Genomic DNA, 25,935 nt, shown 5'->3' on the forward strand with positions numbered 1-25,935 from the left:
AGCTCCTGAACTACCTCAGCACGGTTTCCTTTATCTCAGTCGAAGGCTACGAAATCCATACGCCGATGGGCAAGGCGTCCCCGCTTTTCTAGTAAGTCGCTGGTCTTAGAAGAAATTAATACTGCGGTGCATTGTTGAAAACTAATACACCATTTACCATAATAGTTAAGATAATATTAGAGGGGAAGAGAACTATTATGAAAAAGTTACTTGCATTTTTAGCTGTTCTTGCTTGTTTTTATATCATTGCGTTGAGTCTGCAAAGGGTATCTTGGTTTCCGTTTGGTAGTAAAGAAACACAGGCAGCGTCCATGCACAATATTGAGGTAATTGATATTCATGCATCAGCTGCCGACGTTTCCGTTATTCCGGTCAATCGGGAGGATGTTAAAGCAGAATATAAGGGCAAAGGAAAACTGAAGGTAACAAAAAGTGGAGATACTGTAAAAGTGTCATTAGTGCGCAGCTGGTTGGAAGGTATTAATTTTTTTGATAAGAAAAAGCTAAAAATTTATATACCTAAGGATTTTAATCAAAAAATGGCTGTTAACATTGGTTCGGGAAAATTGCATTTTTCTGGCCCTTCTAAAGAACATCCCATGAATTTAAAGGAATTAAACCTTGATATGTCATCGGGTATGGTAGATTTGGAAAAACTCCATATTGAATCGTATCATCATGAAGGTTCTTCAGGAAATGCTAATCTAGATTATGTGACTGCCGGAAATGCCACGATTAAGATGAGCTCAGGAAATGTCGACATAAATCATTACCAAGGAAAGTTGAATGCAAGATTATCGTCTGGAAGGTTTAAAGCCCAAATGGACCAATTAAATGATCAGATTGATGTTAAAATTAGCTCGGGTATTCTGAATCTGGATCTCCCTAAGGACTCCGATTTTACATTGAATGGAAATGTCAGCAGCGGAATCCTATCATGTAAGTTTCCGCTCGAAAATGGGTTTGACAGTAGACATAGAATAAGTGGTTCGTATGGAACAGGAAAGTATAAGATTAATGTCACTGCATCCAGTGGGAAAGTAAGTATATATTAATTTTTGGGATGACCCTTTTGGTGGGTCGTCTTTTTTTTTGTTGTATTTCTTATAAGTAGAAGACAAAAAATGGGATAATCAAACATGTTTTAAAAGAATAGCACAGGGTTAGTTAATTATTTTAATTCGCAACTTGATAATTTTAATAAATTTTGTTTACATTTTTTAATATATGTAATATCATATTAATAATATTAAGAGAGGGGATAAAAATGGCTTACCCACTAATCACCAATTGCCCTGTTTGCAGCGAAGCGTTGAAAATTACAAAATTACAGTGTACGCATTGTCATACAACCATTGAGAATGAATTTGAGCTATCCAAGTTTGCAGCCCTTAGTCAAGAACAGCTATTTTTTATAGAAATATTCCTCAAGAGCCGCGGAAATATTAAAGAAGTTGAAAAAGAATTGGGGATTTCTTACCCAACTGTACGCGGTAAGTTGAACGAAGTTGTTTCTGCACTTGGGTATGTAGAAAAGAAAAGCGATATAGATGATAAGAAAGTAATTACCATGCTTGAAAAAGGAGAAATCTCTCCAGAGGAAGCATTAAAAATCATAAAGGGGAATTAAAGGGGGAACTAGATGATGAAAGAAGAAATTACAAAGGTACTTACAATGGTTCAAGAAGGAAAACTTGATTCGAATGAGGCTACGGAACTAATTCAAGCATTAAAGGAAAAAGACTCCACTCCGGCTACGGTCAAAGGGTCGAATTACCTCGATAAAATGTTGAAAATTCGTGTACTCTCCGAGGAAGGCGACAAAGTAAATGTAAACTTGCCATTACGGCTAATCAAAGTTGCGTTAAAAACAGGACTTAGCATCGCATCGGCAATACCTGAATCCGCTAAGTACGTGAAAGATATCAACGTTCTTGATGTGGAATTGATTTTAGAAGCAATTGAAAATGAATTGTCCGGTCAGATTGTCGATATCGAGACTGAGAAGGGCGAAAAAGTCTCTGTCGTTATTGAGTGATTACCATGCTAAAAGTGAAAGTGAAACTTAAAGACAAGAAGGAATTCACGGTTCCACTACCTTATGCGCTTTTACAGGCAGGTGGATGGGTTGCCTCTTCACCTTTGCTGTGGAAATATGTGAATAATACGTTTATCCGGAAAAATGCGGAGGAAAACGCAAAATCGTTTATTCCCGCATCCATTGATCGTAAAGAAGTTAAACACTTATTGAGAGAACTCAAACGATATCGCGGTTTAACAATCGTTGATGTGAAAGATAAAGATGGAACAGAGGTCATTGTGAGATTATAGATGCGGGCATTCCGATAGGGAGTGTCTTTTTTTGTTTTGGCTCTGTTAAATAATGTTGTTGGCGTACATACCGCCTAATGTGTACACGATAGGCTGGAATCAACAATCATCATAAACAAAGCTTTTGTTTTAAAAAAAGAGGAAAAAGGGATGTTTCGTAGAAGACCTATTATATACTATTATTTTGGAGGTGATGGATTGGTTAAGAAACTACGAACCATTCCTATTATTATTTTTATGCTTGAGGCTCTATTAAGGAGAATCCCACAAACTCATCCTAAAAGAAATGACATCGAAAAGGAATTATCTAGGCGATGGGCGGGATTTCGTGGAGAGCAAAGTCTAGATTACTATGTTGAAAGTCTTTTTAATCGTGAAGAGTATACAGTTTTTCATGATTTGCGTCTTCCGATCTCAAACGAAGCATTCTTTCAAATTGATACCCTTATCCTAAGCCCTAGCTTTTTTACCATTTTGGAGGGCAAATACATTTTAGGAGAGCTATTTTTCGATCCAAATCAGCTAGAGCGAACATTGGATGGCAAAGTAGACATATTCCCCAATCCGATTGTTCAGGCGGAAAATCAACAATATTTTTTATCAGCTTTGTTGGAAAAATACTCTATACCTCGAGTTCCGAATACCTCCTTTGTAGTGATCACCAGCCCGAATTCCATCATCAAACCTAATCCGGATTATCCTGCCGTTTCCCAAAAAGTTATACGCCCTGCCGCGATTCGATCCAAGTTAGATATGGTTAAACAAAAATTCCGGAATCCAATTTTAGACAAAAAAGACATACAGAAAGTTACACGTCTGCTGTTAAAACTGCACACACCCGCTTGGCCTAAGGTAATGGAGAAATTTCAAATTAGTGAAGAAGAACTTTTGCCCGGTATTTACTGTGAGGGTTGTAACCATTTATCTATTAAAAGAATCAGACGAAATTGGACCTGCACTATCTGCGGAAAAACAGATAAAAAGGCATTATTCAAACTCTTAATGGACTATACCTTGCTTCAAGATTCTAAAATTACGAATCAAAAGTTTAGGGAACTCACGGGAGTATCATCCGTTCATATGGCTTCAAAAATGCTAAAGTCCCTCAATCTCCCATATAAAGGCGAGCTTAGGCATAGGGAATATGAATTGAGTGTAGAGCAGCTTCGAAAACTCTTAGATATGTGATTTATGAGAAATTCAAGACTAAGTGTAAAAAAGATAAACTTTGTATGATGGCTAATAGAAAAGGATAACAGCTAATAGACCGAGAGTGATGGCTAATAGAAAAGGATAACGGCTAATAGAGCGGCGTGATGGCTAATAGAAAAGGATAACGGCTAATAGAGCGGCGTGATGGCTAATAGAATAGGATAACGGCTAATAGACCGAGAGTGACGGCTAATAGTGATTGAAAACTACTAATACGGGCCTCTACACTTACGCCTTTCTTATGGAAGGAAAGTATATGTTTTTACAGAAAACCTCAGCTCCTTACAGGAATTCGGAGGATATCCGAAAAAGTTGGGTGAAATCCACTAAAAGTTCGTCGCTCACTCCAGAAAGTTTGGCATATTCACAAAATTCCCCAGTACTTCCCATAAACTTTAACGAAACCGACCACAAAAAAATACAGACATTCGCAAAATAGTGAAGGCGCTTACAAATATTTTCCTTTAAATAATTTGATAAATTAAAAGAGTAAGATAACGCTTGCAAAATCAAAGGGGGTAAATGAAGTGAAAAAGAAAGGGCTTCTCATTGCAATGGCAATGGTTCTTGTTTTTGCACTTGCTGCTTGTAGCTCCAAATCGAACAGTGACGGCGGCAAAAAGAACAAGAAACAAGAGCTTGAAATCTTCAGTTGGTGGACAGGTGCTGGTGAGGAAGATGGTCTGAAAGCATTATTGAAATTATTTGGTGATAAATATCCAGACATTAAAGTGAATAACGCTGCTGTTGCAGGTGGTGCAGGGACAAATGCGAAAGCGGTTCTTGCAAGCAGAATGCAAGGAAATGATCCGCCATCTACTTTCCAGGTTCATGCTGGGGCAGAATTGAATGCGAGCTGGGTAGCAGCGGGAAAAATGGAACCATTAAATGATTTGTATAAAGAACAAGGTTGGGACGATAAATTTCCGCAATCTTTGATTGATATGATCAGCAAAGATGGAAATATCTATTCCGTTCCAGTGGATATTCATAGAGGAAACGTTTTATGGTACAACAAAAAAGTTTTTGATGATAATGGCTTACAACCGCCTAAAACATTTGATGATTTCTTCAAGGTTGCAGATGCTTTACAAGCGAAGGGCATTACTCCACTTGCTTTAGGGGATAAAGAACCATGGGCAGCAACGATGATTTTTGAAAATATTCTCGTTGCCAAGCTTGGAGCAGATGACTATAAAAAACTTTGGACAGGTGAAATTCCTTTAGATGATGCAAAGGTAAAGGAATCAGCGGAAATCTTTAAAAAGATGATGGGTTATGTGAACAAGGACCATAGTTCTCGCAATTGGCAAGATGCTTCACAGCTAGTCGCAAAAGGCGAAGCGGCTATGAACGTGATGGGAGACTGGGCAAAAGGTTATTTTGTTAACGATTTAAAATTGAAATTAAATCAAGACTTTGGTTATACAACAACTCCTGAATCTCAAGGAATGTTTATGATTATTTCCGATACATTTGGCTTGCCTAAAGGCGTAGACAATGTAGCAGACGTGAAGAAATTCTTAGGCCTGCTTGGATCTGTTGAAGGTCAAGATGCTTTCAACCCATTAAAAGGCTCCATTCCAGCTCGAGTGGATGCGGACGCTTCAAAATATGATGACTATGGTAAGGCTACTATGGAAGACTTCAAATCAGCACAGCTTGCGCCAAGCTTAGCACACGGTTCAGCTGCTCCAGAGGGATTCCTTACAAAGGTAAACCAAGCAGTGAATATTTTCGTTACACAAAAGGATGTTAATGCATTTATCAGCAGCTTGAAAAATGCTTCTGGTGATTTGAAATAAGAAAAGCATTAGCGCTGCAGCTCCAGCGTACGGATTTCCCGTCAGGCTAGATAAAGGAGCCAATGTTGGCTTATCGTAGGGAGAAATTTGCTTGCCAATGGCACTGGAGCTTGATCATATCAAGTAATTGCGAAAAAGAGGATGAGGTAACTCTCCCTCTTTTTCATTAGTGAATAAGGGGGTAGAGTATGGAATCACCTAGTGTTGCCCGGGGAAATGCTTCTCCCGTCATTAAAACGAAGCCGAAGCGAAAAAAGCGATTTTCGGTGGATCACACTTTAGCATTATTATTTTTATTACCGTCGATTATTTTAATCGCCATTTTTGTCTACGGATTTATCGGTTGGACGGGTTATGTATCTTTAAGTAATTGGAATACACTCGTTCCTGATTTTTCATTTGCTGGACTGAAGAACTTTATATTCTTATTTCATGATTTCAGGTTCCTATCAGATGTACGCAATACCGTTGTTTTTACCATCTTATTTATTGGAATAGTTCTTATTCTAGGTCTTGTTCTTTCGATTTTTCTTGATCAAAAAATTCGCGGTGAATCGATTTTCCGAAACATCCTATTCTTTCCGATGGCTCTATCCTTTGTCGTTACGGGTGTTGTTTGGCAATGGATTTTAAACCCATCTACGGGTGTGAACTTGTTTTTAAAAAAATTCGGAATCGAACCGTTATGGTATACAGACACACATGTTTTAGCAGGTGTGAAGCTCGGGCAAATAGAAGTTGGTGCGCCAGTCGCCATTATTGCGGTTGTCATTGCAGCAGTTTGGCAAATGACCGGATTCTCCTTAGCGATGTATTTAGCAGGACTTCGTGGGATATCCGATGAGTTAAAAGAGGCTGCAAGAATGGATGGGGCGACGGAATTTCAAGTATATTGGAAGGTCATCATTCCGCTATTACGCCCTATTACGGTGAGTGTCATTATTATTATGGCGCATATTTCATTAAAAATCTTTGATCTTATCTATTCGATGACAGGGCCGGGTGCAAACTTCGTAACCGATGTCCCTGGAGTCTATATGTTTGAAACGACATTCCGCGGCAATTTTTATGCAAATGGAGCTGCTATTGCGATTATCATGCTTCTGACGGTTGCGATTTTCATTGTTCCATATTTAATCCTAAGTCGAAGGGGTGATTCAAGTGGCTCTTAGACGATTATCCAAACCAATGCTGTATTTAATTTTAATCGTTCTATGTTTACTTTTCCTTATGCCCGTTTACGTCATACTGGTGACAAGTGTCAAGCCGCTTGATCAGGTTACATTAAGTGACATGTGGAAGCTCCCAACGGCACTCGATTTTAGCAGCTACAGGATAGCTTTTGAAAAACTGGCGCCAAATTTTATGAATTCTCTATATCTAGTAATTCCGGCAACTATTTTATCTGCTTTGTTAGGAGCACTTAATGGCTATGTCCTATCTAAATGGAGATTTAAAGGCTCGGAAATCTTATTTACAGCCATTTTATTTGGGATGTTTATCCCTTACCAAAGTATATTAATCCCACTGATTCAATTTTTAAGAAATATTGGCTTATATAATACGATCCCAGGATTGGTCTTAGTCCATGTCGTGTACGGAATTCCGATTACCACACTGATGTTCCGGAATTTTTATGCTAATATACCATTTTCGATGATTGAATCAGCCAAAATAGATGGCGCAGGTTTCTTGCGGATTTTCTATTACATTATGATACCATTATCTTTATCAGGATTCGTTGTTGTGGCCATTTGGCAGTTTACGAATATTTGGAATGAGTTCTTATTCGCGGTTACGATCACAACCTCGGATCAACAGCCTATCATGGTTGCTCTGCAAAACCTATCCGGAAGTCAAATTGTCCAATGGAATGTCCAGATGGCGGGTGCCTTGCTCGCAGCACTTCCAACCTTATTGGTTTATATTTTCTTAGGAAAGTATTTTGTGAAAGGACTATTGGCAGGATCAGTGAAAGGGTAACAAAGAAACAGTTAGCGAGATTGCTAGCTGTTTTTTATGTTTTTAAAAAAACGAAGATTAATTTATGTTTCGTTAAAAAAGTTCGTATTATTGAAAACGCTTTCATTTCCGGATTTTTTAACATATTATAGATATATAGGAAGTATTATAGGAGGTTATGAGTTTGAAGGATAAAAAGCGATTTGAAACAGAGGTTATTCATGCTGGATATGAGTCATTAGATTTTCAAGGCAGTCTTGTTCCGCCGCTTTTTCAAACGTCCACGTTTACTTTTCCAACTGCAGAAGTTGGGGAGAAACGGTTTGCCGGTGAAACGGAAGGCTATATTTATTCCAGATTAGGAAATCCGACGGTTAGCGTCTTACAGGAAAGAATTGCTGCTCTTGAAGGCGGGGAGGCTGCACTTGCATTCTCATCGGGAATGGCGGCTGTTTCAGCGACTCTTTTTCACTTAACGAAAACCGGTGACCATATTTTATGCTCAGAAGGAATTTACGGTTGTACATTTGGACTGCTTCAACTGATGGAAAAGAAATTTGGAATCGGTCATGATCTTGTTTCCTTTGAAAACGAAGAGGAAGTGAGAGGATATATTAAAGAAAACACAACCTGTATTTATATAGAAACTCCGATAAATCCAACGATGAAATTGGTGGACCTTGAAATGGTGGTTAGGGTTGCACAGGAGAAAAATATTCCTGTGGTAGTGGATAACACATTTTGCTCGCCATATCTTCAACAACCACTTGCTTTAGGCTGTGATTACGTCATTCATAGTGCGACAAAATATATTGGCGGTCACGGCGATGTCATTGCGGGCCTTGTGATTGGAAGTAAAGCGGAGATGGATAAAATGGCGATGACAACCCTTAAGGATATCGGCGGAGTCATGAGCCCCTTTGATGCTTGGTTGCTGCTGCGCGGATTGAAAACATTGCCGGTTCGGGTGGACCGCCATTGTGACAATGCAAGGAAAATTGCTGAAAAGCTGAAAGAACATCCAAAGGTGAAAACGTTGCTGTATCCAGGGGATGAATCATTTCCTCAATATAAGTTAGCAAAGAAACAGATGCGATATCCAGGCGGGATGATCAGCTTTGAGGTGGACGGTACAAAGCAGGACACACAATGCTTCTTAAATCGCTGCAAGCTTATCAAAATTGCCGTCAGTTTAGGAGATTCAGAGACGCTCATTCAGCATCCTGCTACGATGACACATGCGGTTGTCCCTGAGGAGGAACGTTTAAAAATGGGAATATCGGATACATTAATTCGTTTATCTGTTGGGCTTGAAGCATGGGAGGATATTTGGGAGGATTTAAATCAAGCGTTGAGCTTTTAGGGCAGGATAGGATCCTGTCTTTTTTGTACATTGCCTTATGCATATGGAAGTTACTAGAGTTATTGTTCAATAGACTTAAGTCAGGCTGTTTACTATTGATTTCGGTCCGTTTGAAGTGAGTTTCGGGCTATTTCCCAAAGAGATCGGTCCATTTCTTTAAAACTAATGTAATGATTGTTATTCAAAGAGTAATTTTCTAGTTTCCACGATCCGGGTTAGGGAGTATACTTGCTGAAAAGACTAAATTATCCAACTTTTGAGGTGAAAAACGGTGAAAAAGAAAGTATATATTACTAGAAAACTCCCCCAGGTCATCTATAAAAAACTCGCAGATAAATTTGAGGTGAAAATGTGGGATAAAACGGACCAACCAGTTCCAAGAGAGATTTTAATAGAGGAAGTCAAAGAAATGGATGGTTTGTTTTGTCTACTAACAGAGACTATTGATCAGGAAGTAATCGAAAACGCACCGAAATTAAAAGTAATTGCCAATATGGCCGTCGGCTATAACAATATCAATATTCAAGCCGCCACAGAAAAAGGCATCATTGTAACCAACACGCCAGGAGTTTTAACGGAAACAACCGCGGACCTCACTTTTGCACTATTAATGGCAACCGCGAGAAGAGTAGTGGAGGCATCTGATTATCTGCGAAACGGTGAATGGAAGACGTGGTCACCGATGCAATTAACCGGACAGGATATATACGGTGCTACTTTAGGAATTATCGGAATGGGCAGAATTGGGCAGGCACTTGTGAAACGGGCAAAAGGATTTGATATGAATATCATTTATTATAATCGCTCTCGTAAACCTGCTATGGAAAAAGAAATGGGGATCCAGTATATGGAGCTTAAGGAATTGCTTCAAGCATCGGATTATATCAGTATCTTAATCCCTTATAGTTCAGAAGTGCATCATCTCATTGGTGAAAAAGAATTGAAATTAATGAAGAAATCAGCAATTCTCATTAACACTGCCCGAGGGGGAATTGTAGATGAGGCTGCCCTTTTTGATGCGTTAAAGACCGGGGAAATATGGGCTGCAGGTTTGGATGTATTTGAACAAGAGCCGGTAAACTTAGATTCATCGCTTCTCACATTGCCTAATGTCGTCACCTTGCCGCATATCGGCAGTGCAAGTGAAAAAACAAGATTAAAAATGGCTGACTTAGCGGCAGAAAACTTGATTTGTGTTTTAAACGGGGAAGCAGCATTAACTCGTGTAAATTGATGAAAAAAACTTGACCATAATTAATGGATATAAAAGGGCTAAACGTTTTTGGCATATTTCCTTTTCGAAAAAACTGTTGACAGCCAAATATAGACAAAGGTATATTTTAACTAATTGAAATTTTCAAACATATAAAGATAGCCAGCAGATGTAAAAAATATTAACCCTAGAATGGGATATTTGCCTTAAAAATTTAGTGTCAATTCATAACAATATGCCAATACTTTTGGTATTCTATTGAAAAGGATTATTTTATTTCTAGGGGAGTTAGACAAGTGGCAAGACTTAAAGATATTGCAGAATATGTAGGTGTATCGATATCTACCGTATCAAGAGTGATCCAGAATGATCCTACTCGCAATGTGAATCCTGAAACAAGAAAGAAAATATGGGATGCGGTAAAAGAATTAGGTTATATTCCTAACCAAAATGCACGTAATTTAGTAACAAATAATCATCAAAAGAAAAAAATAAGAACAATGAAAATCGGTTGGGTTGCAGACCCGAAGTTTGCAGAGTTTAATCCTTATTTTTCGAGAATATATTCCGGAATCAGGGATACTTTAGCCAATGCCAACTATACATTGATTAACATTTATAAAGAAGAGCTTCATAACGAAACTTCGCTTATAAAGATAATTCACGAATCAGGAATAGAAGGTTTCATTTTAATTGATCCGATTGAAACAAGTATTTTAGATTATATTATGAAATACTTGCCTGTTGTCGGCTTAGATTTCTTTTATACGGACAAAAATATATCGGTTATTGACTATGATCGTGAGGCTGCAGCGAAAATGGCTGTTAATTATTTTATCCAACAAGGACATCGTGAAATTGGATTTGTTGGTGGTGGTATTGGAAACTATTTTGAGCATTTAGATGGTGAAAAGCGCTACAAAGGTTTTAAAACAGCGATGGAAGCTGCGGGACTGGAAGTTCGTTCTGAATGGACTATTAATACGAAATGGATCATTGATGAAAGCTATAATGGTATGAACAAGCTTATTAAGGAAAGTCCTAAACATCTTCCCACAGCCATGTTTTGTGCAAGTGATATGATGGCGATTGCAGCGATGAGAGCTGTAATAGAAAATAATATGGAAATTCCAAATGATATCGCCTTTATAGGTATTGATAACATAGAAATGTCCAAGTATTCAACACCGCCTCTCACCACCATAGACATTCCTAAATATGAACTTGGGGAAATGGCTGCTAAAACTATTATTGACCAAGTAGAGAAAAGGGTAAAACTCCCAATCAGAATTTTATTACCCTACCAATTAGTAAAACGTGAATCCACTATTCAGTGAAGGATATTTATTGGAAAGTAAATATCTTGTCTTTCGGGAAAACGTTTGGATAAAATCAGGAAAATCAATTTGCAACTATTTATAACAATAAAAGGTGTATTTTTGGAAAACGTTTGGCTTAATTAAAGAATTGTATTTTTCATTTAGATAAAGGGGGATGATTAGAATTGATTTGTAATCGCTCACATATCCTTTCTTTTAAAACGTAATTTTAACAGAACAAATTAATAGCAAACAAGAGCATTGCAAATTGGTTTAGTTTTGGGAGGGCACTATGAAATCTGAAACACCGTTATTTTCCTTTACTGTGATTAGTGATATTCAATTAACTAATGAAAATGAACTGTCCCATCAAAAATTAGCACATGCATTACAGGATCTTTATGAACTTGATAAAAATTCTTCTGCTCTAATTATGAATGGGGATTTGGTGGCTGACGGCAAAAAACAAAGCTATGAAAAATTATCGGAAGTTTTGGAAAGCTGCCCACACACGCAAGAAATGTATTTTACGATTGGAAATCATGAATTTTTCCAAAATGATGGGAACGTGCCTTCTATTCAACGATTCTTAGAATTTAGTAAATTGGATAAGGTTTATTATGAAAGAAAGATAGCAGGGCATCCATTTATCTTTTTAGGTTCTGAGAGTTGGGGACCTGTTGGCACGATCACAAAGGATTCAGCCGTATTAAGTGAGGAACAATTAGACTGGTTGTCTGAGAGGATGGAGGAACACAGGCAAGGCGATATGCCAGTATTTGTATTTTTACATCAGCCTCTCCCATATTCTTTATATGGTACCGATCTTTTAGAATACTACCAAAAAGGAATTATTCAATCCGATGAATTAAAGAATATTTTATCGGGAATAGACAATGTTTTTTATTTTTCCGGCCACTCTCATTTTGATCTTCGGTTCCCGAATAGCATAGTAAAAGAACCTTTTACAATGATTAACACAGGGGCTATTTATGATATATGGGGGCCAGATGGAGAAGGGCATGAAAAAGTCATTGACTCTACTGGCAGTCAAGGACTGTATTTACAGGTCTATACAGATAAAGTTGTGATCAAGGGACGAGATTTTACAAAAAAGCAATGGATTTCGGAATATCAGCATAATATTCCACTATAGTTTTATTTTGCTATGGAAGAAGGGACAAAAACACCATGAGTGAGACACTGTCTTCCAAAAAGCCGATTGTTGTCATTGCATTAGTAACAGCTGTCTGTATGTTGGGCAACGAAATGCTTTTTATTGTTTTACCTTTATATTGGAAGTTTTTCGGACTAGAGTCTTTATGGCAAGTGGGTATTCTATTATCAGCTAATCGCCTAATTCGGATTCCGATTAATTCATCTGTCGGATGGTGCTACAAAAGAATCGGAAAACGTTCGGGTATATTAATTGCGGTTATGCTAGCTGTTATATCCACCTTTTCATATGGTGTATTAAAAGGCTTTTGGCCACTTCTTCTGACTCGCTTTTTTTGGGGGATAGCTTGGTCTTTCTTCCGATTAGGAGGCTATTTAACGGTAATATCCTGCAGTAATTCCCGAACTAGGGGTCAAAATGTAGGACTATATAATGGACTCTGGGGTCTTGGAACATTGTTTGGAATGCTGTTTGGTGGGTTATCTGCAGATCTTATCGGCATCCGGACTATCACCACATTGTTTTCTATTGCAGGTATTTGCAGTATCCCGTTTATTTTAGGGTTTATTCCAAATACAAAGAGTGTGGAAGTACAACAAGAGAAGAAGAAAGATTCATTGATTTGGAGAAATAGACGAATCCTATCTTCCTTTGCAACGGGATTAATATCTGCGTTTATTGTATACGGAGTGTTTGCATCTACTTTAAGTAAACTCATGGATTTTCATATGGAGAAAAAGTGGCTAGTGTTCGGTTTAGCTATAGGAGCAAGCTCTATTACCGGTATCATTCAAGCAATTCGAACCAGCTGGGAGCCATTCCTAGCACCTTATCTTGGAAGATGTTCGGATAGCAGATGGGGCAGAATTCCATTATTGATCATTGCGCTATTTTCAGCGGCATGTTGTTTCACTATTTTTCCATTAAAAATATCCATGTCTATATTTATATTCATCTTATTTTTATTTCAACTGACAACCACTTTGTTAATAACGATGAGTGATTCCATTGCAACAGATGTAGCATCAGGAAAATCGCAAGTTACCGTCATCGCCTATTACACATTATTCGTTGATGTTGGTTCTGCCTTAGGACCATTACTGGGATATGTCATTATTGATGCTTATGGGATCAAGTGGCTTTTCTGGTTAACGGTAATCATCATCGTGCCCCTTCTTTCTTATTGGATATATGTGTGGAAAAAAGAGGGAAATTCGGCGGCTTTAATGCAATCTACTAAATAAATTCAGGGGCGAGCCGAAACCCAACTAAACATTATAAAAGGAGTGTAACAAATGAAAAAAATTACAGCGGTATTAATTGGAGCGGGGGATAGAGGTGCAAGAGCATATGCTCCTTATTCTTTAGAAAATCCACATGAATTAGAAATTATCGCAGTTGCGGAACCTAATAAAGAGCGCCGCAATGATTTTGCTGCCAAACATCATTTATCCGATGAGAATTGTTTTGAATCTTGGGAGGAGCTTTTAAATGGCCCGAAACGTGCAGATGTAGCGATTATTTGTACACTAGACCGTTATCATTTTCATCCAACGATTACGGCGTTAAAGGCTGGTTATCATGTTTTGCTGGAAAAGCCGATGTCTCCCGATCCTTTGGAATGTATTGAGATGGAAAGAGTTGCGAAAGAGCAGAACCGGTTGCTAACGATTTGTCATGTCCTTCGCTATACCGATTTTTGGTCAAAAATTAGAGAGGTAATTAAAGAAGGTAAAATTGGCGATATAGCATCCGTTCAATTAAGTGAAAATGTAGAAGTTATGCATATGTCACATAGCTTTGTCAGGGGCAATTGGAATAACAAAGAGAAATCAAGTCCAATGATACTGCAAAAATCCTGTCATGATATGGATATTCTTTCGTATATTATTGACAAGCCTTGCTTACGGGTAAGCTCTTATGGATCCTTAATGCATTTTAATGAAAAAAATGCACCTGAAGGAGCACCGGAAAGATGTTTGGATGGATGTCCGGCCGAAGATGTGTGCCCATTCCATGCTGGAAAGTATTATTTAGGTGAAGGGAAAGGCTGGGCACGCAAATTTACAGAAGACTTTACAAAAGAAGGAATTATCAAGGCTCTAAAAACAACTCCATACGGAAAATGTGTGTACCGCTCGGATAATAATGTTGTCGATCATCAAGTGGTCAATATGGAATTTGAAGGCGGAATCACAGCGAATTTTAGCATGTGCGGTTTCACAAGAATCCAGACTAGAAGAGTGCAAGTAATGGGAACGAAAGGCGAAATCATCGGCAATATGGAGGATAATGAAATCTCCATCTATGATTTTTTAACCAAACAGGAAACCGTTATTAAATTACATGAACCTGTTGGCGGACATGGTGGCGGAGATACAGCTATTGTAAAAAACTTCATAAACGAGGTTAAAAATTATACGGATGGACAAAGTTTATCTTCGGCTAGCGTATCTTTACAGAGTCATTTAATGGCGTTTGCAGCAGAAGATTCACGCCTGCAAAAGGGTAAATCTATTGAACTGAAAGACTATTATAATGAGATTCTTCAATCTAAGGTTGGTTCTAATTAAGTAAGAAAAGCGGAATCGCAGGCAGCTCTAGGGTACGGATTTCGTAGATGTCGATGCAAGATTTTAGTAACACAGCGAAATAATTCGCGAGTGATGTTCTACCCGCAGGTTGCTTGCTAAATAGTGACTAAACTTATTAAATAATTTTTGTCATAAAAAGGGTTGCTCGGAGAGATAGGAACTGCATGCTTATAATTTCGTAAAGGAAGGTTAAGTCACGAAAAGATGCTCATGTCGAATGAATTATTGGAATTTTCCGTGAAGGAAGGGTGTGATATTGGTGAATGTACTCGTAGCAGATATTGGCGGAACGAAAATTGCTGCAGGGTTTTCTGATGGAAGTGGCAGGATTAATTGCCGGGTGGAAGTGAAAAGTGCTTCTCATGATGCAGAGGCAATGTTTGAAAGCCTGCATACAGCGTTTTTTGATGTATTAAACCAGGGAAAAATCACATATGAGGAGATTGATGTGATTTCACTAGGTGTACCGGGTGTAGTAGACGCTGCAAATGGAGTAGCGGTGTTTCAAAATAATCTGCCATGGCGAAACTTCCCATTGGCGAACAGACTTCGATCCGCTTTTCCCAATGCAAGCATTATCATGGATAACGACGTTTATATGGCTGCGTTTGGGGAATGGAAGGCACAGATGCTGGAGAAGGAAACCTTTGCATATGTCACTATTAGCACAGGGATATCGGGATGTATCTTACATGAAGGCAAATTTATTCGCGGGCGTGGTTTAGCAGGTGAAGTTGGATTTTCCGTCATGGAGGATAAGGATGAAGTGCAAACTTTAGAATCCCTTGCGTCTGGACCTGCAATGGAAGCAAAAGCAAGAAGAGTATTTGGGGATCCTACCATGACAACAAAAAAACTGATGGAATTATATGAAGAACTTGATCCAAAAGCGGCAATTGTAGTTCAGCAAGCGGCGAAATATATTGCCCGTGGATTACACCAACTTTTTACCGTATTAGACCCGCATGTCATCGTTGTTGGTGGAGGGGTCATCAATAACCAGCCACAATTTTTAAAGCTAATTCAAAAAGAGCTGGAGCACTTATCAGATAATCCTATTCAAAAGGGCATGAGCACTCGCCTAAAGCCCAGTCACTATAAAGGGGATGCTGGCCTTCAAGGTGCGCTGCATTGTGCGCTAGAGAAGAATAGGGAATATCAAAAATGATGTGGTGTCAGGCACCGCGAATGGACAAAAAGGTGAAGTGTACATCTGTGGTGGACAAATTTTAATTGGTTTTTGTGGCAGTGGGTGGTTCGAATTTTAATTGGCGGGATTATCATCGGAACTGACGGGATTATTGCCGAATTTGGCTGAATTCCTCATTAATTCAACTGAATTAATGGAAAATCCGCTGAATTAGCAAGTTTCTCTATAATTTAACCACGTACAAGCTCATCGGGATTATTCGCGTCAACTAGTATTGTAGTAAGAGCGTGTGATGAAGGAACTAAATGGACATGAGGAAAGATATATAGATGGAGAAATGATTAAAAAGATGAAACTGAAAATCTGGGTGTAAATAGTAGAGCTTACTCAGGGGGACCTGAGTAAGCTGTATTCATATATACATCGTTCTTTCATGATTCAAGAGTAACTGAAAAAAGTCCAATCCAAATGGACTGACCTGTTATTTATCAATGTGCTTCGCGACTGCTTTTACCCTTGGCAGAAACATCGAGGCCAATAAACCGATTATGGCAATCACCACCATGACAATGAATAAATGATGAAGTCCCGACACGATAACAGCTCTCAAAGGTGCTTGCGCAGCCTCAGGAACAGCTTGCCCGCTATTTGGGTTAATTAGCTTATTAAGATTGACCGCATTGACATCTGGATTTGCACGATGAGTCAGCAGTTTTCCTGTGACAATGGAATTAAAATAGGTTCCTAATAAAGCAACACCTACTGACTGACCTAATGTCCGGAAAAAGGTATTGGAAGCAGTTGCTGCACCACGTATTGACCAATCAACAGATGATTGGACGGTAACAGTAGTGATTGTCATAACCATCCCGAAACCGAGTCCTGCAAGTGCGGACATTAGATAAAACATTAACTCGGAAGTGTGAATCGTAAACATCATTAACCAAATGGATGATAGAAGGATGATGAGCGTACCAATGGCAACTGTCACCCGTTCTCCATATTTAACGAGGAGTCTTCCTCCTACGAACGAACCAATCATCCATGTAATCGACAATGGCGCAAGCATCAGACCTGAAATCGTCGCACCATGCCCAAGAACTCCTTGCACCCACATTGGGATATAAACGGTTAAACCAATAAGGACCGCACTCCCTAGTAAAGCAACAGCGTTGGCAACAGAAATCGAACGAATTCGGAAAAGGGCAAGTGGGATTAGCGGTTCCTTTACTTTTGATTCGATAAAAAGAAATGCCAAGATAAATACAATAGCAATGACAAAAATTCCAATAATAGATGGTGATGTCCAGTTATGTGTTTCCCCGCCTCGCTGCAGGGCAAATAACAATGCAAGCATACCAATGGTAAAAGTTAGCGAGCCTGCAAAATCAATACTTTTCTTCGTTTTTTCAATCTTTTCCTTTAAAGAGACAACGACCATCAAAATAGACAGTAAGCCAAATGGCACATTAATATAAAAAATCCAATGCCAGGACAGCTGATCTACGAAAAATCCACCGATTAAAGGACCAATAACACCGGCGATTCCCCAAGCCGCCCCCATAAATCCGAGTACCTTCGCACGTTTTTCATGAGGATAAATATCACCGATAATCGTGGTTGTAACAGGCATTACGGCTCCGGCGCCGATTCCCTGAATCGCCCGAAAAATAATAAGCTGTTCCATGGTCTGTGATAACCCGCAGAGCCCTGAACCAATCAAAAAGACGATGGTTCCGGCAATAAAAATAAACTTCCTTCCGAACAAATCCGATAACTTCCCGAAAACAGGTACAGTTACCGCAGATGTAAGTAAGTATATAGCGAATACCCAGTTCATGAGCTCAATTCCTTTTAAATCACTGACAATCGTAGGCATTGCCGTACTGACAATTGTACCTTCAATCGCCGTTAAAAAGGTCGCAACGAATAGGGCAATCGTTACAGAACGTATATTAGTTGTGTGCATTCTAAACCTCCGTTAAGTTAAATCTTTATGAATATAAGTATCTTTTTATTTTATCGTACATGTCAATTATTTTTTGGAAAGCTTTGTTAAATAAATTAGTTGACGTTCAAATGTTTTGAATATAACTATTCCCATGTGCATAATAGTGTTGATTTTCGGAAAGTTGTGACAATAGCATTGTCATATTCGATGCAATGGATGAAAAAAGCCCTATTTTCTTAATGAAATTTGTGTGCAAAAAGAGGGACTATACCCCTAAATAGACCATATTTCTATTAATGAATCAAAAGACATATAGGTATAAATTAGTATTTTTTTGTTTATGTATTTAATTTTTCCCATTAATGGAGGTTTAGAACTAGTTGAATGCAAATGGGGAATATTGGGTGAATACTCAAAAAAGTGGAAAAGTATGGTGGTTTTCCAAAATAGGATAGTAGTTCTTTAGTCTAATAAAATTATTTAAAGCTACATCCTATTTACCATTTATAAAAAGTCTGACAAAATGCGACTTGTTTTGACACATTTTTTTCGCCAAAACTTATACATTTAAAGAGACAACAATGACCTTCATCATTGGAGAAAAAGAAAAGGAGGGTTGGGGTTGTCATTTTTTTGACCTTTTTTCAAAAATAGAGGGGAGGAAAAAAGATGTTGAGAAAGAAAAGTCTCAAAAAGACTACTAGTGTCCTAGCAACAGTCTTACTATCTGCCTCACTGCTCACGCCAAGCTTTTCCAATGCGGCAGCAGTGAATGGAAAACCGTATACGTCGGTTTCCGATGGAAAGAATGTATCCAGCGTGAAGCTAAGTGACCGGCTTTTAAAGCAATTCACTAAGGCGGATGAAAAGGTAACATTCTTAATCAAGTTCAAAGAACAGGCAGATACGGTTAAGGCCGCAAAAAACGCGTCTGAAAAGGCCTCAAAGGGTAAACTAACCGCCCAAAAGGCAAAGCTTGCAAAAAGATCAGCGGTTGTTTCCGAATTAAGATCGACTGCGATGGAAACACAGCATGATGTACTTAGCTACTTAGAAAAAGAGAAAAAGAATGGTAATGTAAAGGATTTTGAATCCTTTTACATCGTAAATGGTATTGCGGTTACCGCGACGAAAGAAGTTGCCGAAAAGATTGCTAATTTTGAAGGAGTAGAAAAAATACTTCCAAATGAAACTCGTCAGTTGTTTGATGGAGGAACAGCAACCAAAACCGGGGCTAAAAAGGAATCTGTAACAGTAGGAAAAACGGCGGATGCGCCAAAAGCAAAAACAAGCAGTATTGAATGGAATGTGGAGCGAGTCGGTGCACCGCAAGTTTGGGAAATGGGCATCGATGGAACCGGAACTGTCATTGCGAATATCGATACTGGGGTGCAGTGGGATCATCCGGCATTAAAAGAAAAATACCGTGGTTATAACCCGGCAAATCCAAATACTCCAAACAATGAAATGAACTGGTTTGATGCAACTGCAGGGCGTTCAACTCCATATGATGACCAAGGACATGGTTCACATACTATGGGAACAATGGTCGGTTCTGAACCTAATGGTTCAAACCAAATCGGCGTGGCACCTGGCGCAAAGTGGATTGCTGTAAAAGCTTTCACAGCTGCTGGCGGAACTGATGCAGATCTACTTAGAGCAGGTGAATGGATTATCGCTCCAAAGGATGCAGCAGGTAACCCTCACCCTGAGAAGGCACCTGATGTTGTAAATAACTCTTGGGGTGGCGGACCGGGATTAGATGAATGGTATCGCGATATGGTGAGAAACTGGCGTGCAGCAGATATTTTCCCAGAGTTTTCAGCGGGGAATACAGACTTGTTCAACCCTGGCGGACCTGGTTCAGTAGCAAATCCTGCTAACTATCCTGAATCATTTGCCACTGGTGCAACAGACATTAACAACAAACTAGCCAACTTCTCTTTACAAGGACCATCTCCATACGGTGAAATTAAGCCGGAAGTGTCTGCACCTGGAGTGAATATTCGTTCTTCTGTTCCAGGCGGAGTATATGAAGGCGGTTGGAATGGAACTTCGATGGCAGGTCCGCATGTTTCGGCAGTTGTTGCATTATTAAGGCAAGCAAATGCGTCCTTAACAGTAGACCAAATCGAGGATATTTTAATGAATACTGCAACACCATTAACAGATTCCACCTTCCCGCAATCTCCGAACAACGGGTATGGACACGGACTTGTTAATGCATTCGATGCTGTTTCTTCCGTTTTAAGTGGACTAGGAACAGTGAAAGGTCAAGTTGCCAAAGAAGGTAATGATAATGAAGCACCAACCATTACTCATCAAGCACCATCAGAAACATATGCAGGCATGGATTTAACGCTAAATGCTAGTGTTTCCGATAATGTAAGTGTTTCTTCTGTTAAGCTTCAATATCAAGATAAAGATGGAAACTGGCAAAATGTTGATGCTACCCGTACTTCCGGTGACTACAAATCCGGTGATTATCAAGCAGTAATTCCGGGGAATAAAATTGCTGTACCATCTTTAAAATATCGTTGGAAAGTCAATGACTTTGGTAATAATGAAGTAACTACAGAGCAATATCAAGTCAATGTAAAACCGGGAATCACGGTAGGTTATTCCCAAGACTTTGAATCCACTCCAATTGGCTGGTATTCCTATGGAACAAAGGATTCATGGCAATGGGGTGTTCCAACATCCGGACCAAACAGTGCAGCTTCTGGTCAAAAAGTATATGCGACAAATCTAGCAGGAAATTACGATAATAGTGCGAACATGACGCTTGTGATGCCTCCTATCGATTTACCTGCCGGAAATGCATTTTTACAGTTTAAAAACTGGTATGACTTAGAGACTAGATATGATTTTGGTACTGTATTTGTTTCGACAGATCTTCAAAACTGGACACAGCTTTTACAAGTAAATGGCCAATCAGGTGGATGGACAGATAAGGAAGTGGATCTTTCCAACTACAGCGGTCAAAGAATTTATATCGGCTTTAATGTTAAAACCGATGGAAGTGTTCAAAAAGCAGGCTGGTATTTGGATGATGTGAAGCTTTCGGCTACTTCATTAAACAGCACAGGATCTAAGACTGGAGTAAATCTAGGTGTGGATCAAAGCGATGATAAAGATTCACTTAAAAAAGAAAAGGTAGATCCAGCTTCCATTAAGCCAGAACTACCTAAAAAGGACGCTCCTCCAGCGAAAGAGGAACAAGTTAATCCTACACTATTGCCTATGGGTGCGCAAGTAAGTGTTCTAGAAACAGGACGCTCTGTTTATACAAACCCGGCAAATGGTGAATATCAATTTTCACATGCAGCTGGTTCGTATACTTTACAAGCTGAAGCATATGGATTCCAGTCTGAACAACAACGTGTGAATATTGAACGCGATGGCGTTGCTACTGCTAATTTTGTTTTACATGAATTAGCAAAAGGCCATATCAGCGGTACTGTGAAAAACAAATCTACGGGTGAGCCTTTACAAGGTGCAACACTTCTTCTTGTAGAGGATGCAGTCGTAACACCTGTTCAAACAGATGCGAACGGTCACTATGATATTACCGCATATGCAGGAAACTATACGTTAAAAGTTTTAGCACCGTACTATCATTCTCAAGAAATCGCTGTAACAGTAAATGGTAATGAAACAACAGAGAAAAATATTGATTTAGTGCCAATCATCAGCTACCCAGGCGGTGAAATCGGCTACGATGATGGAACAGCAGAAAATGCACATGCTTTCTATGATGCAGGCAATGGCTGGGCTGTAAAAATGTCCTTACCAGAAGGCAAAAAATCTGCGATTGTAACAGCTGGTGTATTCCGCTTCTGGACATCCGATTGGCCAACTCCTGGCGGAACAGATTTTAAAGTAGAGGTTTGGGATGCATCTGGTTCTAATGGTGCACCAGGCAAGAAGATTGCAGGCCCTATTAATGCAAAGGCACTTCGTAACGGTGAATGGACAGTAGTGGATCTCTCCTCTCAAGGAATTTCTGTGAATGGAGACTTCTACATGGTGTACATTCAATCGAATCCGAATCCAAATGCTCCGGGACTTGCAACAGATGAAAGCGGTACGAATGCAAAACGCAGCTGGCAGTTAGTAGGTGGTGCATGGTCACAATCACCTGCGAGTGAAGGAAATTACATGATCCGTGCCCGCGTTAGCTATGAAGCGGATGTACCAGTAATCTCTTCTCCAAAAGATGGCTCCTTCACGAATGAAGGAACCGTAACGGTTGAAGGTACTGCTTCTCCTACAACAGATGTTCATGTGTATAATAATGGGAAAGAAGTAGCAACTACAAAAGCAACAGCAGATGGAAAATTCTCTGCAGACGTTACCCTTTCAGAAGGGGATAATGTTTTAACAGCAAAAGCTTCCGTTGCTTCCGGTTCAACTGAGGCTTCAGCACCAGTAAAAGTGGTTTATGATAAAACAAAACCAACATTATCCATCGACAGTCCTAAAAATAACGATAAGACCAATCGTGAAACAGTGACTGTTGAAGGAACAGTTAGCGATGCTAATCTGGACTTTGTTAAAGTCAATGGCGAAAAAGCAACTGTAACAAATGGAAAATATTCAAAACGTATCTTGCTTGAAACAGGCGAAAACGTGATTAATGTGGTAGCACAAGACAAAGCAGGCAATAAAGTAACGAAGAAAGTTACCGTCTTTGCAAAGTACACAGCACCAGAAATTCAAAATCTATTACCTGACAAAGACAAGAATCTGAAAAAAGGTGACTCCGTCAAAATCGAATTTGACAGTGAACCAGGATTAAAAGCAACATTTGCAATCCACATGCCATTAACGAATGTTCCATCCAGTGATAATACAACTGAACTTCCAATGATGGAAACATCTGCTGGTCATTATGTTGGCTACTGGACAGTTCCGAACAAGACAAAAGCAGATGGAGCTTTAATCGAAGTAAAAGTTGTAGATGATTATGGCAACGTTTCTACTAAGCTTGCAGCTGGAAAACTTTATATTAAATAAGATGTAGATGGGGTGGTGCCTGGCACCACCTTGTTTTGTTTTTTTGTGGAGGTGTTGTGCAATGAGGTAGATGGTTATAGAGTTAACACGAGTTCAGAAGTAGAATTGTGCCCGAAATCAAGAGGGAGCAGTGCCCCTGGGAACAATAGAAGTAGAATTGTGCCCGAAATCAGGAAAGAGCAGTGCCCCCGGGAACAATAGAAGTAGAATCGTGCCCGAAATCAGGAAAGAGCAGTGCCCCCGGGAACAATAGAGGTAGAATTGTGCCTGAAATCAGGCGAGAGCAACGACACCGGGAACAATAGAAGTAGAATCGTGCCCGAAATCAGGAGGGAGCAGTGTCCCCGGGAACAATAGAGGTAGAATCGTGCCCGAAATCAAGAGAGAGCAGTGACCCTGGGAACAATAGTTGTAGAATCGTGCCCGAAATCAGGAAAGAGCAGTGCCCCTGGGAACAATAGTTGTAGAATCGTGCCCGAAATCAAGAGAGAACAGTGCCCCTGGGAACAATAGTTGTAGAATCGTGCCCGAAATCAAGAGAGAACAGTGCCCCCGGGAACAATAGAAGTAGAATTGTGCCCATCACAGTTACTAGTCAATTAAACTGGTAACAAAACCGAATTGCCTTGGCAAAAAGACATAGATACTCAAAGAAATTGCTAATTAACTTACGGGTCAATTCCCCAATTAGAAATATTTATATATAAAACGGTAACAGAATTAGGTTACGACGATTAATCACCCTTGGAAGGAGGAATTTGAAAGTAGGAAGATCTTGCTTGTTGCATTAGGATAAAATTCTCTTTTAGAATCCTCCGTATTGTTTTTTTCGATTCAATTAAATCACACCATTCATGAATTGCATTAGTTGTTATTTTCTTTTCAGGAAAAAGAAATCTATATTCCTCCACACTTCGTAAAACCGCTTCACTTATTTTCTCCAATTTGCCACACCGTTTACATATAAGATTGTTTTCATTAATCCTAGTAACAAACCCAAAACACTTCGAACAGGTTATTCCCTTTTTTAATTGGTCATAGGTATATCCAGGTAAATTCTTATATGGGGATTCTTCTAAAAGAATGGAAGATAACCTTTCTACGAATTTCGAGGTTCCATTAGTTTGCCTTGGTGATCGCATATTTAGTTTTTTCATAAATCCATCTATCTGGTTTGGAAAAATAATGGGTACATTCATAGGAGTTTGGTATAAGAAAAAATCGGGGTTTACGAAGACTACATATGCTTCAATAGAAAATGAAAATCGCAAATCCTGGAGCAATCTTCGAAAAAGAGACTCAGCACGCTTTAATTGAAGAAGGGGGTTCTTAATTTCTTTTCCTGAAATGGTATACCACTTGTCGTCCTCGAGGTAATAATCACCTTCAAAATTTTTTACTTCGAATAGGTAAATAGTATCTGGAGAGATTAGGGTGGAATCGATTTGATAGATGGTATTATTGGTTTCCAGCAATAAATCATTCATGATGAGCCAATTGTCGGAAAGATTCTCTAACCATTTATCAAAAACTAATTCTCCTTCATATCCTTTTTCCAAGTTTAAAAAATATCCTGCATCTTTAGGTGACAAATTCATCCTTGTGTTTAAAAATCGCAGAAGCTTTAATTCAACGGACTCATATCGAGGTTTAATAAGCATGTTCCACATCCTTTTTTTAATCATTATAGTAAAAACTACCCATATTCACAATTTTAATGCATTTTATTTTAATTAGTCTATTTAGAATTTTATAATAGTTATGTTACATAATCTATAAAATCAGGGGCGATCAAAGTGAAATATCGTAAACTTGGGAGAACAGGCTTAAAGGTTAGCGAAATCAGCTTAGGAAGCTGGCTAACATATGGTAATTCCATCGGTTCAGAGACAGCAACGAAAACGATTGAAAAAGCTTATGAGTTAGGCATTAATTCCTTTGATACAGCGAATGTGTATGCTCGCGGGGAAGCGGAAAAAATTGTTGGGGAGGCCCTCGCAAAATACCCAAGGGAATCTTATGTGCTAGCAACAAAAGTGTTCGGAAAAATGGGCGACGGCCCGAATGACCAAGGTCTATCCAGAAAACATATCACCGAGCAGATTAATGCAAGCTTAAAGCGACTAAACAAAGACTATGTGGATATTTATTATTGCCACCGTTTTGATCCGGAAACAGCAATTGATGAAACCCTTCGAACACTTGATGACCTTGTTCGTCAAGGGAAGGTCCTCTATATTGGTGTCAGTGAATGGACGGCACAGCAAATTCAGCTTGGGCTTGGAACTTCAGATCGTTACTTATTAAATCGCATTGTTGTAAACCAACCTGTATACAATATGTTCAATCGTTATATTGAAAAGGAAATTATTCCGCTTGGCGAAAAAACCGGCTTTAGCCAAATCGTATTCTCGCCACTTGCACAAGGAATTTTAACAGGAAAATACACTGATTTAGCAAACCTTCCAGAAGGAACACGTGCAACAGATCCAAAGTCTAATGGATCTTTATCAAGGATGCTTACAGAAGATGTACTTACGAAAGTAAAACAGCTTGATGGTATAGCAAAAGAATTAGATGTGAAGCTCTCTCAATTAGCGTTAGCTTGGATTTTGCGTCAGCCAAATGTTGCGAGTGCGCTAATCGGAGCCAGCAAACCAGAGCAAGTTGAAGAAAATGTGAAAGCAATTGATATTGAGCTTTCTAATGATGTTCTTGAAAAGATAGAAGATATTTTAAAATAAACTTTTTATCAGCAGTGCACAATATTGACGGGTGCACTGCTTTTTTATACTATCCCGGAGGTGAAAACCATGGTATTCAAACCAATTACCTTAAA

General features: G+C 39.0%; 19 protein-coding genes. 17 read left to right on the plus strand and 2 right to left on the minus strand.

Features of this window, described 5'->3' with window-relative positions:
- The first annotated feature begins 197 nt into the window (after positions 1-197).
- The 15 genes from liaG (at position 198) to NSQ59_RS03515 (ending at position 16,144) form a co-directional block, all read left to right on the plus strand.
- Entirely contained in the window at positions 198-1,055 is an 858-nt protein-coding gene (liaG, locus tag NSQ59_RS03445) for a LiaG family protein (RefSeq protein ID WP_340829255.1), read from the plus strand.
- Between the two features lie 212 nt (positions 1,056-1,267).
- Positions 1,268-1,630, plus strand: coding sequence for a DUF2089 domain-containing protein (locus NSQ59_RS03450; protein WP_126647513.1), 363 nt, complete (start codon positions 1,268-1,270; stop codon positions 1,628-1,630).
- Positions 1,631-1,645: 15 nt separating this feature from the next.
- The gene (locus tag NSQ59_RS03455) at positions 1,646-2,038 is read left to right on the plus strand and encodes an SHOCT-like domain-containing protein (protein ID WP_126647557.1); all 393 of its coding nucleotides are present in this window, start codon (positions 1,646-1,648) and stop codon (positions 2,036-2,038) included.
- A gap of 5 nt (positions 2,039-2,043) precedes the next feature.
- On the plus strand, positions 2,044-2,331 hold the full coding sequence (locus NSQ59_RS03460; RefSeq protein ID WP_126647512.1) for a hypothetical protein: 288 nt from the start codon (positions 2,044-2,046) through the stop codon (positions 2,329-2,331).
- 198 nt (positions 2,332-2,529) lie between these two features.
- The gene (locus NSQ59_RS03465) at positions 2,530-3,519 is read left to right on the plus strand and encodes a nuclease-related domain-containing protein (protein ID WP_340829259.1); all 990 of its coding nucleotides are present in this window, start codon (positions 2,530-2,532) and stop codon (positions 3,517-3,519) included.
- A gap of 578 nt (positions 3,520-4,097) precedes the next feature.
- A complete protein-coding gene (locus tag NSQ59_RS03470; RefSeq protein ID WP_340833126.1) occupies positions 4,098-5,348 on the plus strand; it encodes an ABC transporter substrate-binding protein in 1,251 nt (416 codons plus the stop codon).
- Positions 5,349-5,536: 188 nt separating this feature from the next.
- Positions 5,537-6,520, plus strand: a complete 984-nt coding sequence (locus NSQ59_RS03475) for a carbohydrate ABC transporter permease (protein WP_055738278.1) — start codon at positions 5,537-5,539, stop codon at positions 6,518-6,520.
- 16 nt (positions 6,521-6,536) lie between these two features.
- Complete coding sequence (locus NSQ59_RS03480; RefSeq protein ID WP_055741110.1) at positions 6,537-7,331, plus strand: carbohydrate ABC transporter permease; 795 nt, start codon at positions 6,537-6,539, stop codon at positions 7,329-7,331.
- Positions 7,332-7,488: 157 nt separating this feature from the next.
- The gene (gene megL / locus NSQ59_RS03485; RefSeq protein WP_340829262.1) at positions 7,489-8,673 is read left to right on the plus strand and encodes a methionine gamma-lyase; all 1,185 of its coding nucleotides are present in this window, start codon (positions 7,489-7,491) and stop codon (positions 8,671-8,673) included.
- A gap of 271 nt (positions 8,674-8,944) precedes the next feature.
- Positions 8,945-9,907, plus strand: coding sequence for a 2-hydroxyacid dehydrogenase (locus NSQ59_RS03490; RefSeq protein ID WP_340829265.1), 963 nt, complete (start codon positions 8,945-8,947; stop codon positions 9,905-9,907).
- Positions 9,908-10,182: 275 nt separating this feature from the next.
- Positions 10,183-11,223: a LacI family DNA-binding transcriptional regulator gene (locus NSQ59_RS03495; RefSeq protein WP_340829267.1), complete on the plus strand. Its 1,041-nt coding sequence runs from the start codon at positions 10,183-10,185 to the stop codon at positions 11,221-11,223.
- A 274-nt stretch (positions 11,224-11,497) separates the two neighbouring features.
- Complete coding sequence (locus NSQ59_RS03500; protein ID WP_340829270.1) at positions 11,498-12,361, plus strand: metallophosphoesterase family protein; 864 nt, start codon at positions 11,498-11,500, stop codon at positions 12,359-12,361.
- Positions 12,362-12,396: 35 nt separating this feature from the next.
- Complete coding sequence (locus tag NSQ59_RS03505; protein ID WP_055738282.1) at positions 12,397-13,626, plus strand: MFS transporter; 1,230 nt, start codon at positions 12,397-12,399, stop codon at positions 13,624-13,626.
- 51 nt (positions 13,627-13,677) lie between these two features.
- Positions 13,678-14,955: a Gfo/Idh/MocA family protein gene (locus NSQ59_RS03510; protein ID WP_055738283.1), complete on the plus strand. Its 1,278-nt coding sequence runs from the start codon at positions 13,678-13,680 to the stop codon at positions 14,953-14,955.
- 280 nt (positions 14,956-15,235) lie between these two features.
- Positions 15,236-16,144, plus strand: a complete 909-nt coding sequence (locus NSQ59_RS03515) for an ROK family protein (protein ID WP_126647556.1) — start codon at positions 15,236-15,238, stop codon at positions 16,142-16,144.
- Positions 16,145-16,607: 463 nt separating this feature from the next.
- Here the strand turns inward: NSQ59_RS03515 and NSQ59_RS03520 are convergent, their stop codons facing one another.
- Entirely contained in the window at positions 16,608-18,095 is a 1,488-nt protein-coding gene (locus tag NSQ59_RS03520) for an MDR family MFS transporter (RefSeq protein ID WP_340829276.1), read from the minus strand.
- A 651-nt stretch (positions 18,096-18,746) separates the two neighbouring features.
- On the opposite strand from NSQ59_RS03520, the gene NSQ59_RS03525 reads away from it, so the two are divergent.
- Complete coding sequence (locus NSQ59_RS03525) at positions 18,747-23,096, plus strand: S8 family serine peptidase (RefSeq protein WP_340829278.1); 4,350 nt, start codon at positions 18,747-18,749, stop codon at positions 23,094-23,096.
- 734 nt (positions 23,097-23,830) lie between these two features.
- On the opposite strand, the gene NSQ59_RS03530 is transcribed toward NSQ59_RS03525, so the two are convergent.
- Entirely contained in the window at positions 23,831-24,757 is a 927-nt protein-coding gene (locus NSQ59_RS03530) for an NERD domain-containing protein (protein ID WP_183102095.1), read from the minus strand.
- A gap of 135 nt (positions 24,758-24,892) precedes the next feature.
- Here NSQ59_RS03530 and NSQ59_RS03535 point away from each other — a divergent pair, with 135 nt between their 5' ends.
- Positions 24,893-25,840, plus strand: a complete 948-nt coding sequence (locus tag NSQ59_RS03535) for an aldo/keto reductase family protein (protein WP_055738287.1) — start codon at positions 24,893-24,895, stop codon at positions 25,838-25,840.
- Positions 25,841-25,935: the final 95 nt, after the last annotated feature.

It is taken from the genome of Margalitia sp. FSL K6-0131, from assembly GCF_038008735.1.
GTDB classification, from domain to species: domain Bacteria; phylum Bacillota; class Bacilli; order Bacillales; family Bacillaceae_C; genus Margalitia; species Margalitia shackletonii.

Bases quoted from the DNA above. Each gene is read 5' to 3' on its own strand.
- NSQ59_RS03460 (WP_126647512.1), top strand. From the start codon at position 2,044: ATGCTAAAAGTGAAAGTGAAACTTAAAGACAAGAAGGAATTCACGGTT.
- NSQ59_RS03470 (WP_340833126.1), top strand. From the start codon at position 4,098: ATGGCAATGGTTCTTGTTTTTGCACTTGCTGCTTGTAGCTCCAAATCG.
- liaG (WP_340829255.1), top strand. From the start codon at position 198: ATGAAAAAGTTACTTGCATTTTTAGCTGTTCTTGCTTGTTTTTATATC.
- NSQ59_RS03525 (WP_340829278.1), top strand. From the start codon at position 18,747: ATGTTGAGAAAGAAAAGTCTCAAAAAGACTACTAGTGTCCTAGCAACA.
- NSQ59_RS03510 (WP_055738283.1), top strand. From the start codon at position 13,678: ATGAAAAAAATTACAGCGGTATTAATTGGAGCGGGGGATAGAGGTGCA.
- NSQ59_RS03505 (WP_055738282.1), top strand. From the start codon at position 12,397: ATGAGTGAGACACTGTCTTCCAAAAAGCCGATTGTTGTCATTGCATTA.
- NSQ59_RS03475 (WP_055738278.1), top strand. From the start codon at position 5,537: ATGGAATCACCTAGTGTTGCCCGGGGAAATGCTTCTCCCGTCATTAAA.
- NSQ59_RS03455 (WP_126647557.1), top strand. From the start codon at position 1,646: ATGAAAGAAGAAATTACAAAGGTACTTACAATGGTTCAAGAAGGAAAA.
- NSQ59_RS03520 (WP_340829276.1), bottom strand. From the start codon at position 18,095: ATGCACACAACTAATATACGTTCTGTAACGATTGCCCTATTCGTTGCG.
- NSQ59_RS03530 (WP_183102095.1), bottom strand. From the start codon at position 24,757: ATGCTTATTAAACCTCGATATGAGTCCGTTGAATTAAAGCTTCTGCGA.
- NSQ59_RS03500 (WP_340829270.1), top strand. From the start codon at position 11,498: ATGAAATCTGAAACACCGTTATTTTCCTTTACTGTGATTAGTGATATT.
- NSQ59_RS03450 (WP_126647513.1), top strand. From the start codon at position 1,268: ATGGCTTACCCACTAATCACCAATTGCCCTGTTTGCAGCGAAGCGTTG.
- NSQ59_RS03480 (WP_055741110.1), top strand. From the start codon at position 6,537: ATGCTGTATTTAATTTTAATCGTTCTATGTTTACTTTTCCTTATGCCC.
- megL (WP_340829262.1), top strand. From the start codon at position 7,489: ATGAGTTTGAAGGATAAAAAGCGATTTGAAACAGAGGTTATTCATGCT.